This is a genomic window from Chryseobacterium sp. NRRL B-14798 (assembly GCF_050470705.1).
GTDB classification, from domain to species: Bacteria; Bacteroidota; Bacteroidia; order Flavobacteriales; family Weeksellaceae; genus Chryseobacterium; species Chryseobacterium cupriresistens.
Genome location: NZ_JBFLUL010000005.1, coordinates 1,587,719 through 1,602,432 on the forward strand (window position 1 = coordinate 1,587,719; position 14,714 = coordinate 1,602,432).

Genomic DNA, 14,714 nt, shown 5'->3' on the forward strand with positions numbered 1-14,714 from the left:
ACAACTTGTTAATGTCAGTATACTTAACAGTATAATACTGTAAAAGCTCCATTTTTTCATAGGTATATATTTTGTAGGTGTGTTAAATTCTGAGTCGGTCAGCTCTCCATTTTTTGATAGACCTTTTAATTTCGTCTCCTGAGATGTTTTCATGAAGTGCTCTGTATAAAAGCTCTTTGAATTCATCATCATACGTAAATCTCAATGCAGCAATCTGATCGAATTTCAGTTTTTCAGCAGTTTCATCAGACCTTTTATTGAAAATTTCGAAATAACGCTGTTTAAATTCCAGTATAACCAACCGGTTTTGAAGTCCCAGCGCATAATGCTGCCTTGTCATCAGTGCCAGATAAAAAAGCAAAAAAATCACGACAGAAAACAGTATCCAGATCAGCTGATTTCCGGGGTCATCCCAGATTTTGTAAATTCCTAAAATCTCCAATATCATAAGCAATGGAAGATAAATAAAATGATGTGGCGGATAAAATTTCCTGTGGTTATTGTAGTTTTGCTGTTTCATGCAATAAAATGTAGCAATAATCTTTCCAAAAATTTATTATTTTGATAATGTGGTAGTTTTTTTTACTTAAAAATGGTTTGTTTTGTTAAATATATTTAGTTGTTTAGTTTTTTTCAGAACACTTTAAGAATAAAGAATTATTAAGCAAAATAGCCGGTAGATTTACCTTCAGACATCAAATTTTTTGTAACTTTCGGTGGTTAAAAATAAAAAGAATGACTTCAAAGGAAAAAGTTGCTGCGCTTCGTGAAGAAATGCAGAAAAATAATGTTGATGCATTTATAGTATATTCTGCAGATCCGCATATGAGCGAATACCTTCCCGAAGAATGGCAGGAGAGAGCCTGGCTTTCCGGCTTCTTAGGTTCTGCCGGTTTTGTGGTAATTACCAAAGATAAAGGCGGACTTTGGACAGACGGAAGATACTTTACACAAGCTGCTATAGAGCTGGATGGTTCCGGAATTGATCTCTTCAAAGATGGAATGGAAGGAACTCCCAATTATATCGACTGGATTATTTCAGAAATTCCTTCAGGCGGTAAAGTGGCGGTAAATGCTGTTGCAGCCTCTCATGCCAACTGGGAACTGCTTTCTCAAAAACTCAACTCCAAAAATATTACGCTGTCAGATATTCCGCTTTTAAAAGAAGTATGGAAAGACAGAGGAACTCCATCTGCTAATCCTATCTTTGTTCATCCGGTTGAAAGAGCCGGTAAATCAGTATCCGATAAAATTGCTGCGATCCGTCAGAAAATGGAAGAGCAGGAAGCTACCGTACACATTATCTCAAGTCTTGATGATGTGGCATGGACACTGAACCTGAGAGGAAGTGATGTAGAAAGCAATCCTGTATTCTTAGGATACATTGTGATTACTAAAAATGATGCTGTTCTGTTCACAGGATTAGAGAAAATGGAAGTGGCTGCAAGAAAACAAATGGATGATTCCTTTGTAAAAATGATGCCTTACGAAGAATTCTACAATTATCTGAAAACTTTCAAAAACGAAAAAGTTTTGGTTTCTCCGAACAGCAACCAACAGATTTTTGAAACATTAAAATCAGACAATCAGTTTATTAAAGCTCCGGTTCCGGGAAATCTTATGAAAGCCCAGAAAAATGAAGCTGAGCTGGAAGGTTTCAGAACAGTAATGGTAAGAGACGGAGTAGCCATGGTGAAATTCCTTTATTGGCTAACGCACAATGCAGGAAAAGAAGCCATGAATGAGTATTCTATCGGACAAAAACTGAGAGGATTCCGTGCAGAAGGTGAAAACTTTGTCGGAGAAAGCTTCGGGTCTATCGTTGGATATAAAGATAACGGTGCTATCATGCACTACTCTGCCAAAAAAGAAGGTAGTAAAGAAGTTACCAATGAGGACACGATCCTGGTAGATTCAGGAGGTCAGTACCTTGAAGGAACTACTGATATTACAAGAACTTTTGCTTTAGGAACTCCTTCGGAAGAGTTTAAAAGAAATTCAACATTGGTATTACAGGGACTGATCCGTTTATCAATGGTGAAATTCCCGAAAGGAACAAAAGGAGTACACCTGGATGCTATTGCAAGACTTCCGCTATGGATGGAAGGGAAAGATTTCAACCACGGAACAGGACATGGGGTAGGAAGCTTCATGAACGTTCACGAAGGACCGCAAAACATCAGAAAAGATCTGAACCCTCAGGAACTTCTTCCGGGAATGGTTTGTTCAAATGAACCGGGTTACTATCTGGAAGGTCATTATGGAATTCGTCATGAAAACCTGATTGCAGTAAAAGAAGCAGAAAAAACAATTCATGGAACATTCTATGAATTTGAAACATTAACATTCTGCCCGTTCTTCAAAGATACAGTGGTAAAAGAAATCCTTTCAGAAAGCGAAATTGCATGGCTGAACAGCTATCACAAAACTTGTGAGGAAAAGCTGGCTCCTTATCTGGAAGGAGAAATTAAAGAATGGTTCCTGCAACTGGTAAGCCCTCTTTAATTAAGATTCAAAGGTGAAAGCAGATGACAATCATTACTTTACCTTAAACCTTGAACTTTAAACTGAATATTGTTAGATAATCCAAAAGTCCTGTAAGGTATTTCCTGCAGGGCTTTTCGTTTTATACAACCGTATTTTTACGGATATAATTACAGGGATTCCACTGATGCATAAAAAATAAGGTTCACCTATCTTTGTTACAACAAAACATCATTCATATCTTCATAAATAACTCAAGTAAATTCAAAACGGTAGATCATCTCGTCCTGAGATGATTTTTTTTGTTTTCAATGGGAATCAGCCGGATCTATTTGATTTAAAATATTCAAACTGATTGATATAAAAACGCAAAGAAACTATTAGAACATCTTATTCTTAAGAGGGCTAAGGCTTCAACAAAGTCGCTGATGAAGCTATATGGCTATGTATGAGCTTAGAATGAATCAATGAAATTGATCCCGTCTTTGCCCTCTTTACATTAAAACTCTGCAAAAATTAAAACTTTGCGTTGATAAACAACATTGCCTCCATCTTTTTATTTATTTTCGCTGAAACTTATTTGATATCATGGAACGTGACTATTTCCGAAGCTTTAATCTGTTTTCAGAAAATGAAATTGAAGAATTTCTGAAGCATTCCGAATTCAGGCATATCAGCAAAAATGATTATTTCATACAGGAAGGAGAGCTTTGCAAGGAAGTAGGATTGGTGAAGTCCGGTATCTTCCGTTCCTTTTACACCTCTGATGAAGGAAAAGATATGACGTATTGTTTCCGGTTTCCCAATCATATGATCGCCGCCTATTCGTCATTTGTTTCCGGATGCCCAAGCAAAGAAAGTATGCAGGCTATTACTGATGCTGAGTTGATTATTCTTAAAAAAGATGCGGTAGATGAACTGGTTCAGAACAGTCTTAACTGGACAAAGTTTTTAAAAATCATTGCAGAACAGGAATATCTTGAACTGGAATCACGTTTTTTTCAGCTGCAAAGAGACAGCGCAGCCCAGCGTTATCAAACACTGTTAAAGAATCATCCTGATTATATTCAAAACATTCCATTGCAGTATCTGGCTTCCTACCTTGGCATTACCCAACGTCACCTGAGCCGCATCAGAAAGGAAATTTCTTTTTAGACATTTGTCCTGTTTATTGAAACAGCAGCGCTCTACTTTTGTCAAAAAAAGTTATGGAGCAAAATATTCTGATAATTGGTGGAAATGGATTGGTTGGAAAAACAATTTCCCGGATCCTGATATCAAGAAATCCTCATCTTACTGTTTTTATCGGAGGGAGAAAAGGTGGAAAAACAGATAAAGACCTGAAGATCGACGTTACAGATCCTTCCTCGTTTAAAGTGATCTCAGAGAAAAAAATACATCTCATTATCCTTTCCGTGAATGATAAAGAAGATCATGTACTTCGTTTTGCGATTGATCACCACATAGACTATCTGGATATTACAAAACCTACTCCGGCTTTGGTGAAGGCTTATGAAATTGCCGGTAAATCAGATGTTAACAGCAGAATTGTTTTCAGTTCAGGCTGGATGGGTGGTATTGTCCCTGGATTAGTCAATACCTTGTCAGATTCCGGTGATATTAATGAGGTGAAACTGTTTGTCTACTATTCTGTAAAAGATCTGGCAGGAGAGAGTTCTGCTCACTTTATGGCAGAAAATGTAGCCGTTCCTTTTGTGCATTATAAGAATGACAAACCGGTTTCTATCAGACATTTTTTAGATACAGAAGTTTTTAATTTTTCCTTTGGAATCGGGAAGAGAAGCGCCTATAATTTTGATGTGCCCGACTTGTATATTCTCAACAAAGTGGAAAGAATTTCCGATGTGAGTGTGAAAATGACCTACAACTCAAAATTCATAACCTGGCTGCTGGGAGCATTTCAATATTTAAGAATCTACAATATTCTGTCTTTAAAAGAAAGAAAAATGATTTTTGGATCCAGCGGTAACGGAGATCAGGCGGTCTTTGAAATTGTAGTCGATGATCCGTCAGGACAAAAGAGACTGAGTTTGCAGAGTGAAAAAGGACAGGCAGAATTAACCGCTTTATCTGCTGTTCTGCACACCGAAGAACTGTTGAGAAATCCTCATGAAAACAAGGTGTATTTCAGCCATCAGCTGCATGAGCCTTTATCATTAATGGAACAGCTTAATGCCTACGATTCTATCAATATTAATGTGAAATCATGAAAAAAATAGCCATTATCAATGGGCATCCCAATAAAGATTCCTTCAATTTTGGGGTAACAGAAGCTTACAGGTTGGGAGCCTCAGAAACAGGAGCAGAAGTGCGGGAAATCGTAATACGGGATCTCAACTTTAATCCCAATTTACAGTTTGGATATCAGAAAAGAATGGAGCTTGAGCCGGATCTGATCAAAGCCTGGGAAATTATTCAGTGGGCAGATCATCTCGTTTGGGTACATCCGGTTTGGTGGGGAGGATTTCCTGCCTTGATGAAAGGATTTATAGACCGTCTTTTTTTACCGGGAATGGCCTATAAATATCGTGAAAATTCTGTGTGGTGGGACAAGCTTTTAAAAGGTAAAACAGCCCACATTATTACCACATTAGACCAACCTGGATGGTATTACCGTCTGTTTTTTGGCAGACCCAGTGTCAATCAGCTTAAAAAATCCATACTTGAATACTGTGGGGTAAAACCGGTGAAAGTGACTTATGTAGGTATTATCAGGAATTCTAAAGAGGAGCAGCTGTCTCAATGGCTTAGTAAGGTGAGGGAATTAGGAAAGAAGTATAAATAATTTGCACCTTATTTTTTTGGTAACGGAAAATGATAACTTTATCTGGTAATAATGGTGTTTTATTAGCAGATAAAGTTTCATTATTAAAGTAGAAACACTTTTGTTGATCCATTTTTACAGTCCTTTTTTCCCTTCAATCCAGTAGGCTTGTGATTTGATGCACTTCGGGGAAACACCTCTGGCTTTAAGGAATTTCCTGATCAGAGACATTCGTCCTCCGTTTCCTGTGATATAAAAAATAACCTCATCATCAGAGATGGATTCTTTTTCTTCTTGCAGAAAATCATTCAAAGCTTCAATCATTCTCATGGTATTGTTTTTAGGACAGTGATAGCCATATAAATTAAGCTTTTCAAGAGCAGAACAATCATCAAGCTCATGAAGACAAATGAACAAAGAACCCGATTCCTCCACCGCTTCCTTGATCGAAAGAGAACTTCCCAATGATGTTTCATCTCCCAGAGAAAAATGAATCCGGGCACCGGGAGTAAAGAATTGTTTTCCTCTGGGCATTAAAAGTTTTATGGAATCTCCTTCTCTCAGTTGGGTTACAAAATGACTTCCTGCAGCAGACATGTCATGCAAATGAAACAAAATATCGAAAGTTCCTGCTTCTTTGTTAAAATTAAAAGGAGAATAATTCCTGAAATCCCTGTCGTTGATTCTTATTCCAATGGCATAGGCAGGTTCATAAGGAACATTCTCTAATTCTGTTTCAAAGCGTATCAGTCGAAGATCATTGGTGATCTGTTCTATATGGTTAACGGTGCATTCTTTGAATTTTGAGGACCAGACATTTTCTACGGTGTCATTGATCCATTTTGGTAGGCTCGGCATAAATCATTTTTATTGCAAAGGACGTTGCAAAATCAGAAAATACCGATAGCGGTTTCGGGGAATTAATTGGATTATTCGTGGTTGATGATCTTATTGATGCCGTCCTCTGAATTCTGATGGAGATTGATCTTCAAGTTTGGAAAATAAACGGCTGAAATAGGTATGATCACTGTATCCCAGTTCATAAGCTACTTCTTTTACACTCAGATTGGTAAAGACCAGCAATCTTTTGGCTTCGATTAAAATTTCCTGATGAATCCAGTGTTGTGCAGGCTTTCCTGTGACCTCACGAACCGTTTCCGTTAAATATCCTCTTGTAATGTTCAAAATTTCTGCATATTCTGATGGACTTTTCATGGTTTTGAAATTTTTCCGGACAAGAGCCCTGAATGCACGGGTTAATTGTAAAGCACGGTTTTCCTCTGAAGCCGGAGAAGTATTTTTCTGAGAATACAACTGGGCAAACATTCCGAGAAAGGCATTAAGCAGTGATTGAACAATGAGAAATCCTTCTTTAGTGGAAAGCATTTCGTTTGTATATGAGAAATGAAGTAGGCCGGCTGTCGTATTGAGGTTTTTGACAAGGTTCTTATCCACAGACAGCGGCTGTATTTCACCCAAAGATTCATCAAAAAAAGAACGAACTGTATCCGGAACAAGTTCTGCTTTTACTGCTACAAACCATCCGCAGACCTCTTTCATAAGAAGTCCCTGATGTACCTGTCCCGGCAATACACAGAAAATAGTGGATTCTTTGGCTTCAATAGTTTTAAAGTCAACCATCATTCTCACATGACCGCTCTCCATACAGGTGAAAATATAATGACTGTCCCGGTGTATACCTTTGCCCAGAAGAATATCCCCAGAATCATAAGGCTGTTTATCCATCCTTTTGATATGGAACTGATGGTGGGTGATACCATTTAAATCATAGGTGGGAATGGTCTGTTTCATCTTTAAACCTGTTGTGATGAGGATAATACGGAACAGCAAAATTACGTATTTTCACGGTTTTACATCCCGGATTTTAATCTCAAATTCGCGGTGCATAATCATGATGCTTTCTTTAAGTCAGATTTTATATGAATATACACCGGAATTCGGAACAGAAGGAAACCTGTTCCGGATTTTATTTTGCTTTTGAAAATGCCATTTTTATGGCTAAATAAGTTAATACGCTGGCCATAAACCATTTCTGGACCTTTATCCACACCGGATTATTGGAAAAGAATACAGCAACTTTTGCAGCTGTTAATACAATGATAAAGTTGATGCTGAAGCTGATCAGAACCTGAATGATCCCTAGTTCCAGACTTTGGGTAAATATCGAACCATACTCGGGTTTGATGAACTGAGGAAAGAAAGACAGGTAAAACACAGCCACTTTCGGATTCAGTACATTCGTTAAAAAACCAATGGTGAAAAGCTTTTTGGGACTATCATGAGCACCATTTTTATCAACATCAAAAATATTTCTGCTTTTGGGCTTGATAGCCTGATAAGCAAGATATAAAAGATAGACTGTTCCCAGGGTTTTAAGAACGGTATAAGCGAGTGGAACAGCCAGTAAAACAGCGGTAAGACCAAATGAAACCATGATGATATGGAATAAAAATCCACATACGACTCCGGCTAATGAGATAAATCCGGACTTTTTCCCTTGTGTTATCGACTTTGATATCAGATAAATCATATTAGGACCGGGGCTGATGACTAAAATGAGTGCAGCCAGTATGAAAAATAGTAGCTCGTGGAATGGAATCATGACAGTTCTTATTTAAATGAGAAGGTTTCCGGTGCAAAGATAAGAGGTGTTTCCTGTTTAATTTTATCAGGGACAGAAGAAAAATTCATTTTTATTCAATTAAATTTTATTTTCCACCTGAATGTGATTTAAAAAGAAATACCAGTCTCTTTTTTTTGTAAATTTCAACGCATAAAATAATTATCATTCACAAATAAATATTATCATGACTACTGAAAACATCTTTGAAGCTATCAGAAAATGGAAAAATCTTATTGATTCTTACAAAAATGGAATTGATACCAATGGAGCAGAAATTTTGAATTATTTGAATCAGGGAACTCACTTCAGCGTTTCAGGTGAAGACATTGAACAATGGAAAAGAAATTTAGGAACCACCGAGCCCAAAATGATTCACGCCTATGTAGGCATTCATGAAGGGCAGCTGAAATTTTTCCTGATCGATTCCAAAAGTGATAAAGATGCTGATTTCAATACCATCCTGACGAAAGACTTCTTACGCGAGTTCAGTGAATCAAAAATAGAAAGCAGTAATGATATAGTGGCAGACGTTCCCCCGATTACTTCTGAATCAGCCATTAACCGGAATTTCAGATGGAATATGTTCGGAACATCGTGGATAGAAGCTCAGAAAACGGCGGATATCTTCCAGTTGATTTCCATTCCGTTTTCAGATTATGAGAATATTGGAATTACCACAGGACAGACCTGTACCAGCTTCTTCGGACTTACTGATGATCTGGAGAAGAAAGATCCCGACTTCCCTTATCATATTGAAATCATTACCGTGAAAAGTCTTGCCATCAATCATATGAGCGAGACTGCTGAAAATTATTCCACCCCAAGACCTCCCTTTACGATTATTGATACTCTTAATGATTATCAACTTCTGAAGCAAAGTACCAGTGTTGTCGTATAACAGCTTATCCCTGTATCTGCAAATTATAATTAATCTCGTCCTATGTACCGGATTGGTTGTATTGATAAAGGAAGAGATCAAAACAAAACTTCCTGTGATTATACTTCTCTCGGGGGAACTGATGCTGGAGTTGTCGGATTTAACAGGCCGGCTGATGAAATTAAATACACTCAATACTTATAATTATATATTGAGCCAGTTTTTTGGTTTGATGATCCTTACTGTGATTTACAGCAATTATTATATCCGGCTTTCCCGTCAATTAAGGTGGATGATTTACTGTTATGCTGTACTGGTGCTGATTACCAATGTGCTGTATGTTCAGAATGATACAAAGGTTACTTTTTATTTCAACATTATCACCAGTATTATTATTTGTAGTTATGCGGCCTCTTATTTTATGAAAATTATCAGGGAAGGTAGGGTAAACAGAGATCTGTTTATTGTGAACATCATCGTTTTTCTGTTTTTCTCTATAGAATGTATCATCTCCACTACCTTTAATTTCTTAATCAGCAATCATCTGAACTGGGTAGCTCCTGTCTGGCTTTTTAGAGGCATTCTGCTATTGTCTTTTTATCTTGCTTTTATTAATCTGGGATGGGGCGTTGGGAAAATCAGGATCAGATAGTTCTATGGATTTGGATTGGTATTGGGCTGTTTTTTTTAACAACATTATTCATTACGTTATTGGTAATTAATTACTTGAAAAGTATAAAGAAAAATAAACAGAAAGTCTCAAAGCTGGTCCGGAACACCCAAAAAGAATATCGGGAAAATATGCTGCTGGTACAGGAACAGGACAGAGAAAGGCTGGCAGAAGAACTTCATGATAATATTATCTCACAATTGAATCTTATCCGTTTGAATATCAATGATAAAAAACCGGAAGAATTGAATCGTGATTTAAAGAAATCGATGCAGCTGATCCGGGAGTTATCTCATAATCTTACTCCGCCTGATCTCGATGAGATAGAACTGGAAGATTTAATTGCAGATTATCTTGATCAGATCAATAAAAATATAGAGGTCGTTTTCAGTCATATGACGATCAGAACCCCGATCAGCAATCCTGTAAAACTAAATCTTTTCAGAATTGTTCAGGAACTGATCACCAATATTTTAAAACATGCCGAAGCTACCAGAGTAGATGTCTCACTGAGAATCTCTCTGAACTATTTAATATTAACCATAGAGGATAACGGCCGTGGGTTCGCTATTGAAAACCAGTCAGGAGGGATCGGGCTGAAGAATATTCAGTCCAGAGCTCAAAAAATTAAAGCCATCTATAAACTTAAAACCCAGCCTGAAAAAGGCACAAAATTCATTGCCTGTATGGCAATACAATAAAAAATAAACATGGAACACTCAAAAATTAAAATCGGAATTGTAGATGATGATCTGCTGTTTGTACAGCTTTTGAAAAATTATATTGAAAACAATGGAGATTATCAGGTTGTACTTACCTCAACGGGAGGATATCAGTTTCTTAAAGAAAAGGATTCTGTTTCTTTAGATATCCTGATTCTGGATCTGAGAATGAGCAATGGTGACGGTCTTGAAGTAATGGCCGAACTGGCTCAAAAAGAAAGTGAAACAAAAATCATTGTTCTTACCAGCTTCTACCGCCGCTCATTCATGGGGCAGATGCTGAAAATGGGTGCTCATGCTTTTTTACCCAAAGAAATTGAACTCGAAGAATTATTATCCGTAATCAAGACAGTTCATCATACCGGACATTATTTTTCCAATGACCAGATTAATGTCATGAGAACCCAGCTTTCCAATAAGCTTCCGGAGTTTCACGCGTTCTCCAAAAATGAACTGACAGACAGGGAAATTGATGTTTTAAGACTAGTCTGCCAGCAGCTGAGTACCAAAGAAATTGCAGATTCTCTGTTTATTTCACCCAAAACAGTAGAAACCCACAAGACTAATCTCATGATTAAAACCGGCGTGAAAAATATGGCCGGACTTGTTATTTATGCCGTACAGAATAAGGTAATAGATCCGGATGAAATTATATTGTTCGATAAATAGTCTGATCCAAAAAGAATCAGGGAGCACTTCAAAGTACTCCCTGATCACAAGAAATCTAAAAAAACACTATAATTTAGGATGTAATATTTTAGCAATAGAAACGGCATCTGCCACAGTGTCCAGGCTGTAGATCTGGATAACGCCCTGTGTAGTGGCTGCCTGACCTAAGATGTTCTGCTGGTTTTGTGCATTCACTGCATTTTCAAACATAATTCCTGTAGAATGTGCTGCAGATTGATACACGTTGGCTAGTGCCATTGCAGGAGATTCTCCTACTACTTTTACGTTGGATTGCGTTACCGCGTCTGTGATTTGTTCGTTTACTGGCATAATGATTATTGTTTATTTGGGTTAAAAACAACCGGAATTCCCGGTTGTTCGGATAATGGTATTTAAGCTATTCGCAAAAACGAATTAAGGATTAAGGATTTTAGCGATTGAAACTGCATCAGCCACAGTATCCAGGCTGTAAATCTGAGCAATACCCTGTGTAGTCGCCGCCTGAGTAACAATGTTTTGCTGGTTCTGGGTATTCACTGCATTTTCAAACAGGATTCCTGTAGAATGGGCCGCTGATTGATATACGTTGGCCATCGCCATTGCAGGAGATTCTGCTACTACTTTTACGTTGGATTGCGTTACCGCGTCTGTGATTTGTTCGTTTACTGGCATAATGATTATTGTTTATTTGGGTTAAAATTACCGGGTTTTCCGGCTGTTCGGATAATTGATTATAATAGTTTCGTAAAAAGTGATTACGGAGTAAGGATTTTAGCAATAGAAACCGCATCGGCTATCGTATCCAGACTGTAAATTTGAGTTACTCCCTGTGTAGTGGCTGCCTGGGTAACAATATTCTGCTGGTTTTGCGTGTTGATTGCATTTTCAAACATGATTCCTGTAGAATGTGCAGCTGACTGATACACGTTGCTTAGAGCCATTGCAGGAGATTCTGCTACTACTTTTACGTTGGATTGCGTTACTGCGTCTGTGATTTTTTCGTTTACTGGCATAATGATTATTGTTTATTTGGGTTAAAATTACCGGGTTTTCCGGCGGGTTAATTTATTTTGCGGTAGGCAAAATCTGATTAAGGTTTAAGAATTTTAGCAATAGAAAGAGCATCAGCGATGGTATCTTTACTGTAGATTTGAGTTACACCCTGTGTAGTGGCTGCCTGGGTAACAATATTATGCTGATTTTGAGCGTTCGTTGCGTTTTCAAACATAATTCCTGTAGAATGTGCAGCAGATTGATACACATTACTTAACGCCATGGCAGGAGACTCTGCCACTACTTTTACGTTGGATTGCGTTACCGCGTCTGTGATTTGTTCATTAACTGGCATAATGATGATGATTTATTGAGTTAAAAACAACCGGGCTTTCCGGCTGAGGTGATTACTTTTATCAAAAAGTTTAAAAATTAAGGCTTAAGAATCTTAGCCATAGAAACTGCGTCTGCTACAGTGTCCAGGCTATAGATCTGCAGGATTCCCTGAGTGGTTGCCGCCTGGCCTAAAATATTCTGCTGATTTTGCGTGTTTACCGCATTTTCAAACATGATTCCTGTAGAATGGGCTGCAGATTGATACACGTTGGCTAGCGCCATTGCAGGAGATTCTCCTACTACTTTTACGTTCGATTGTGTTACTGCGTCTGTGATTTGTTCATTAACTGGCATAATTGTAATTGTTTTTTTTGAGATCGGATCTCGGTTAATAAATTATTGAAGTAAACTAGTTTATATCTGGGTTTTAAACTCACCACAGATCCTGCAGATCAATGCGTTTCAAAAACATTGGTATAGACAGGTTATGAATAAATTGGCTCTGAAGGGTGGCTCTGAATACAATGGCTGAAACCCCTGTCTGTAAAATCTGCGCGAGTTTAAAGCATATTTTTTCTAAAAAGGATGCGGTCTTATTTTTAATATCTGTCTTAAAAATAAATTCCTGCTGCAGGTATACCGTCAATGTCGGATTCCTTTGGGCTAACGATGGATTCTGAATGATTGTTTTTGTACATTGACAGCATCTGAAAGGCGGTGCAAAAATAAATGTTGACCTGATTGTATATATGCTGAGGGCACCGGATTTCATCTTTGCAGAGAAATAAACCGCATCCGTAGTTGTGTGGAACAGGAATTAGAAACGCTGTTTTCTAAATGACTCCAATTCCTTTATTTTTATATTTTTGGAACTCATTTTTTTTAATCCCATCACATAATGGCTGATCCCGGTCATAGCATTCCGTTGCTGATTCAATGCAGAATTGATTTGCATCTGTCCGGTGGAATGTGCGCTTACCTGTGCGGAAATAGCCTGAGGTACTGCGGTAGACATTCCGGTAATGATTGTATCAATTTCGTTCATATTAATTCGTTTTGGTGGTTCTAAGGTTTGATATTACCCAATCTTGTATTCAGCTTATTCATCCGCTCCATTATTTTAAGTTCTTTCTCTTTTACCTTTGCTGTAGAGGCTTCCTGCAGCTTTTTCAGCTGTTCTTCATAATTCATGACAGGGGTTTCAGGTGGTGGAGCAGCAACAGGAGCAGGAGCTGCTTCATGCTGTTTTACAGCTTCTTCCAGTTTTTCCAGGAGAGGAGCAAGAGACTTCATGGTCTCTTTGACAGCTTTGTCCCTGATATAGCTGATAATTTCATCTTCATGTCTTAAAACAAAAGGCATGATTTCTTTTTCTACCATTTCAGGTTCCGTTACAGGTACCGGAGGTTGGGGAGCAGGAGCTTTCTTGCGGATTCTTTTACGCATACTTATTGTTTTATACTATTGTAAAAATGAAAATGTCTTGTTACAGCAGATAGTTAATAAATGCAGACGCAGATTTCCAATCCCGGTTGAGGTCTTTTACAACGTTATAACCTGTAATTTCTAAAGCAATACATGCAGAGATAGCGCTGGCAGTCAGCATTTCTTTTAACTGATGCGGAGGAAGGGTCAGGATATAATCATCCGGAATAATCAGAGATTTACTACCGGATGGGACTTCGTTTACTATGATACTCAGGATTTCCTGAAAATAATGGGCGATGAGCTTGGAGGCCTGAAATTCCAGTTCTCTTTTTAATGCCACCATTTCATCCTGGGTAACCAGATCGGAAATGGCACTTACATCCACATCATGCACGGAGTACTGAGCTTCACCCGTATTGGAAGGTGTGATCGTAATATCTGCTTTCAGTACACATTTTGATCTTTCCAGATTGATCGTGAGAAGTTTCGAATCATAATCAGGAACTGCAATTTCGTTCAGGGTCGTAAGAGGCAGGATTCTTACATTGCAGTAAAATACCTTTGGATCATCCAGCTTGACCATGATTACGGCAATTCCTGTCGATTTATCTTTAGGTTCCACTACAAAAGACTGAAAATGATTGTATCTTTTGCCTCCTCTGCCGATGCAGTTAACCAGTCGTAAAGACGGCTGAATATTAATGTCTGATGTCTGAAGATTAAATACAAATCGTTCCGAATTGTTCTCCGTCTTTTTAGGTTCTGAACTTTTGGTGTCCAGATAACTGATTTCATTGCTTTTGAGCAGATAAAGTCTTTCATTTAAATCATCTAAGCTTTCCAGATTTAAAATTTTGGCGGGTTTGGTTACTGAGGAATAATTCATCTTTTATTTATTTTAATTTTTTCAATGAGCTGGGTTATTATTGTTTTTTTCCTGGGATCACCTTCAGTTTCGACCGAAGGAATTACCGCTTCTTTGATCTCCGGTTTTTCAAGTGGCTGGGTCAGTTTAACCGACTTTAATACTAATTTTCCCCCATGATCAGCCGTTATAAAGCTTCTTCTCATACTTTCTTTTTCTGAGGAGATCTCTTCCGGAACCG

At 37.9% G+C, this 14,714-nt stretch carries 21 protein-coding genes; 8 read left to right on the forward strand and 13 right to left on the reverse strand.

All coding sequences use genetic code 11. The features are described 5' to 3' along the window. Window positions 1-82: 82 nt before the first annotated feature. On the reverse strand, window positions 83-520 hold the full coding sequence (locus AB1278_RS07575; protein ID WP_110011422.1) for a DUF6526 family protein: 438 nt from the start codon (window positions 518-520) through the stop codon (window positions 83-85). A gap of 215 nt (window positions 521-735) precedes the next feature. On the opposite strand from AB1278_RS07575, the gene AB1278_RS07580 reads away from it, so the two are divergent. The 4 genes from AB1278_RS07580 (at window position 736) to AB1278_RS07595 (ending at window position 5,290) form a co-directional block, all read left to right on the forward strand. After that, complete coding sequence (locus AB1278_RS07580) at window positions 736-2,505, forward strand: aminopeptidase P family protein (RefSeq protein ID WP_343641983.1); 1,770 nt, start codon at window positions 736-738, stop codon at window positions 2,503-2,505. A gap of 567 nt (window positions 2,506-3,072) precedes the next feature. Further along, the gene (locus tag AB1278_RS07585; protein WP_137905255.1) at window positions 3,073-3,639 is read left to right on the forward strand and encodes a Crp/Fnr family transcriptional regulator; all 567 of its coding nucleotides are present in this window, start codon (window positions 3,073-3,075) and stop codon (window positions 3,637-3,639) included. A gap of 53 nt (window positions 3,640-3,692) precedes the next feature. Then, a complete protein-coding gene (locus AB1278_RS07590) occupies window positions 3,693-4,715 on the forward strand; it encodes a saccharopine dehydrogenase (RefSeq protein ID WP_202839046.1) in 1,023 nt (340 codons plus the stop codon). Continuing rightward, complete coding sequence (locus AB1278_RS07595; protein WP_343641977.1) at window positions 4,712-5,290, forward strand: NAD(P)H-dependent oxidoreductase; 579 nt, start codon at window positions 4,712-4,714, stop codon at window positions 5,288-5,290. The genes AB1278_RS07590 and AB1278_RS07595 overlap by 4 nt, the downstream gene beginning before the upstream one ends. Window positions 5,291-5,404: 114 nt before the next feature. Here the strand turns inward: AB1278_RS07595 and AB1278_RS07600 are convergent, their stop codons facing one another. The 3 genes from AB1278_RS07600 to AB1278_RS07610 all read right to left on the reverse strand — a co-directional run bounded on the left by AB1278_RS07600 (window position 5,405) and on the right by AB1278_RS07610 (window position 7,892). Further along, complete coding sequence (locus AB1278_RS07600; RefSeq protein ID WP_343641975.1) at window positions 5,405-6,127, reverse strand: siderophore-interacting protein; 723 nt, start codon at window positions 6,125-6,127, stop codon at window positions 5,405-5,407. A gap of 90 nt (window positions 6,128-6,217) precedes the next feature. Beyond that, window positions 6,218-7,081 carry a helix-turn-helix domain-containing protein gene (locus AB1278_RS07605; protein ID WP_429813412.1) on the reverse strand — a complete coding sequence of 288 codons (864 nt, stop codon included), beginning with the start codon at window positions 7,079-7,081 and terminating at the stop codon, window positions 6,218-6,220. A gap of 175 nt (window positions 7,082-7,256) precedes the next feature. Continuing rightward, window positions 7,257-7,892 (reverse strand): LysE family translocator, encoded by a 636-nt coding sequence (locus tag AB1278_RS07610; RefSeq protein ID WP_343641971.1) that lies wholly within the window; start codon window positions 7,890-7,892, stop codon window positions 7,257-7,259. Between the two features lie 205 nt (window positions 7,893-8,097). On the opposite strand from AB1278_RS07610, the gene AB1278_RS07615 reads away from it, so the two are divergent. The 4 genes from AB1278_RS07615 (at window position 8,098) to AB1278_RS07630 (ending at window position 10,851) form a co-directional block, all read left to right on the forward strand. Next, window positions 8,098-8,811 carry a hypothetical protein gene (locus tag AB1278_RS07615; RefSeq protein ID WP_343641969.1) on the forward strand — a complete coding sequence of 238 codons (714 nt, stop codon included), beginning with the start codon at window positions 8,098-8,100 and terminating at the stop codon, window positions 8,809-8,811. 154 nt (window positions 8,812-8,965) lie between these two features. Continuing rightward, complete coding sequence (locus AB1278_RS07620) at window positions 8,966-9,442, forward strand: hypothetical protein (protein ID WP_429813416.1); 477 nt, start codon at window positions 8,966-8,968, stop codon at window positions 9,440-9,442. Window positions 9,443-9,591: 149 nt separating this feature from the next. Then, entirely contained in the window at window positions 9,592-10,161 is a 570-nt protein-coding gene (locus AB1278_RS07625; RefSeq protein WP_429813419.1) for a sensor histidine kinase, read from the forward strand. A 9-nt stretch (window positions 10,162-10,170) separates the two neighbouring features. Continuing rightward, the gene (locus AB1278_RS07630) at window positions 10,171-10,851 is read left to right on the forward strand and encodes a response regulator (RefSeq protein ID WP_429813422.1); all 681 of its coding nucleotides are present in this window, start codon (window positions 10,171-10,173) and stop codon (window positions 10,849-10,851) included. Between the two features lie 66 nt (window positions 10,852-10,917). Here AB1278_RS07630 and AB1278_RS07635 read toward each other — a convergent pair whose 3' ends face one another. The 9 genes from AB1278_RS07635 to AB1278_RS07675 all read right to left on the reverse strand — a co-directional run bounded on the left by AB1278_RS07635 (window position 10,918) and on the right by AB1278_RS07675 (window position 14,679). Then, complete coding sequence (locus AB1278_RS07635; protein ID WP_034697228.1) at window positions 10,918-11,181, reverse strand: RebB family R body protein; 264 nt, start codon at window positions 11,179-11,181, stop codon at window positions 10,918-10,920. An 84-nt stretch (window positions 11,182-11,265) separates the two neighbouring features. After that, window positions 11,266-11,523, reverse strand: a complete 258-nt coding sequence (locus tag AB1278_RS07640) for a RebB family R body protein (protein WP_034697227.1) — start codon at window positions 11,521-11,523, stop codon at window positions 11,266-11,268. Window positions 11,524-11,606: 83 nt separating this feature from the next. Continuing rightward, window positions 11,607-11,864 (reverse strand): RebB family R body protein, encoded by a 258-nt coding sequence (locus tag AB1278_RS07645; RefSeq protein WP_034697225.1) that lies wholly within the window; start codon window positions 11,862-11,864, stop codon window positions 11,607-11,609. 77 nt (window positions 11,865-11,941) lie between these two features. After that, window positions 11,942-12,199 carry a RebB family R body protein gene (locus tag AB1278_RS07650; protein ID WP_034697223.1) on the reverse strand — a complete coding sequence of 86 codons (258 nt, stop codon included), beginning with the start codon at window positions 12,197-12,199 and terminating at the stop codon, window positions 11,942-11,944. A 77-nt stretch (window positions 12,200-12,276) separates the two neighbouring features. Beyond that, a complete protein-coding gene (locus AB1278_RS07655; protein WP_110011409.1) occupies window positions 12,277-12,534 on the reverse strand; it encodes a RebB family R body protein in 258 nt (85 codons plus the stop codon). Between the two features lie 463 nt (window positions 12,535-12,997). After that, entirely contained in the window at window positions 12,998-13,225 is a 228-nt protein-coding gene (locus AB1278_RS07660) for a RebB family R body protein (RefSeq protein WP_202839064.1), read from the reverse strand. 20 nt (window positions 13,226-13,245) lie between these two features. After that, window positions 13,246-13,626 carry a hypothetical protein gene (locus AB1278_RS07665; protein WP_110011406.1) on the reverse strand — a complete coding sequence of 127 codons (381 nt, stop codon included), beginning with the start codon at window positions 13,624-13,626 and terminating at the stop codon, window positions 13,246-13,248. Window positions 13,627-13,666: 40 nt separating this feature from the next. Beyond that, window positions 13,667-14,494: a hypothetical protein gene (locus AB1278_RS07670; protein ID WP_343641955.1), complete on the reverse strand. Its 828-nt coding sequence runs from the start codon at window positions 14,492-14,494 to the stop codon at window positions 13,667-13,669. Further along, window positions 14,491-14,679, reverse strand: a complete 189-nt coding sequence (locus AB1278_RS07675) for a hypothetical protein (RefSeq protein ID WP_343641953.1) — start codon at window positions 14,677-14,679, stop codon at window positions 14,491-14,493. Before AB1278_RS07675 ends, AB1278_RS07670 begins: the two co-directional genes overlap by 4 nt. Window positions 14,680-14,714: the final 35 nt, after the last annotated feature.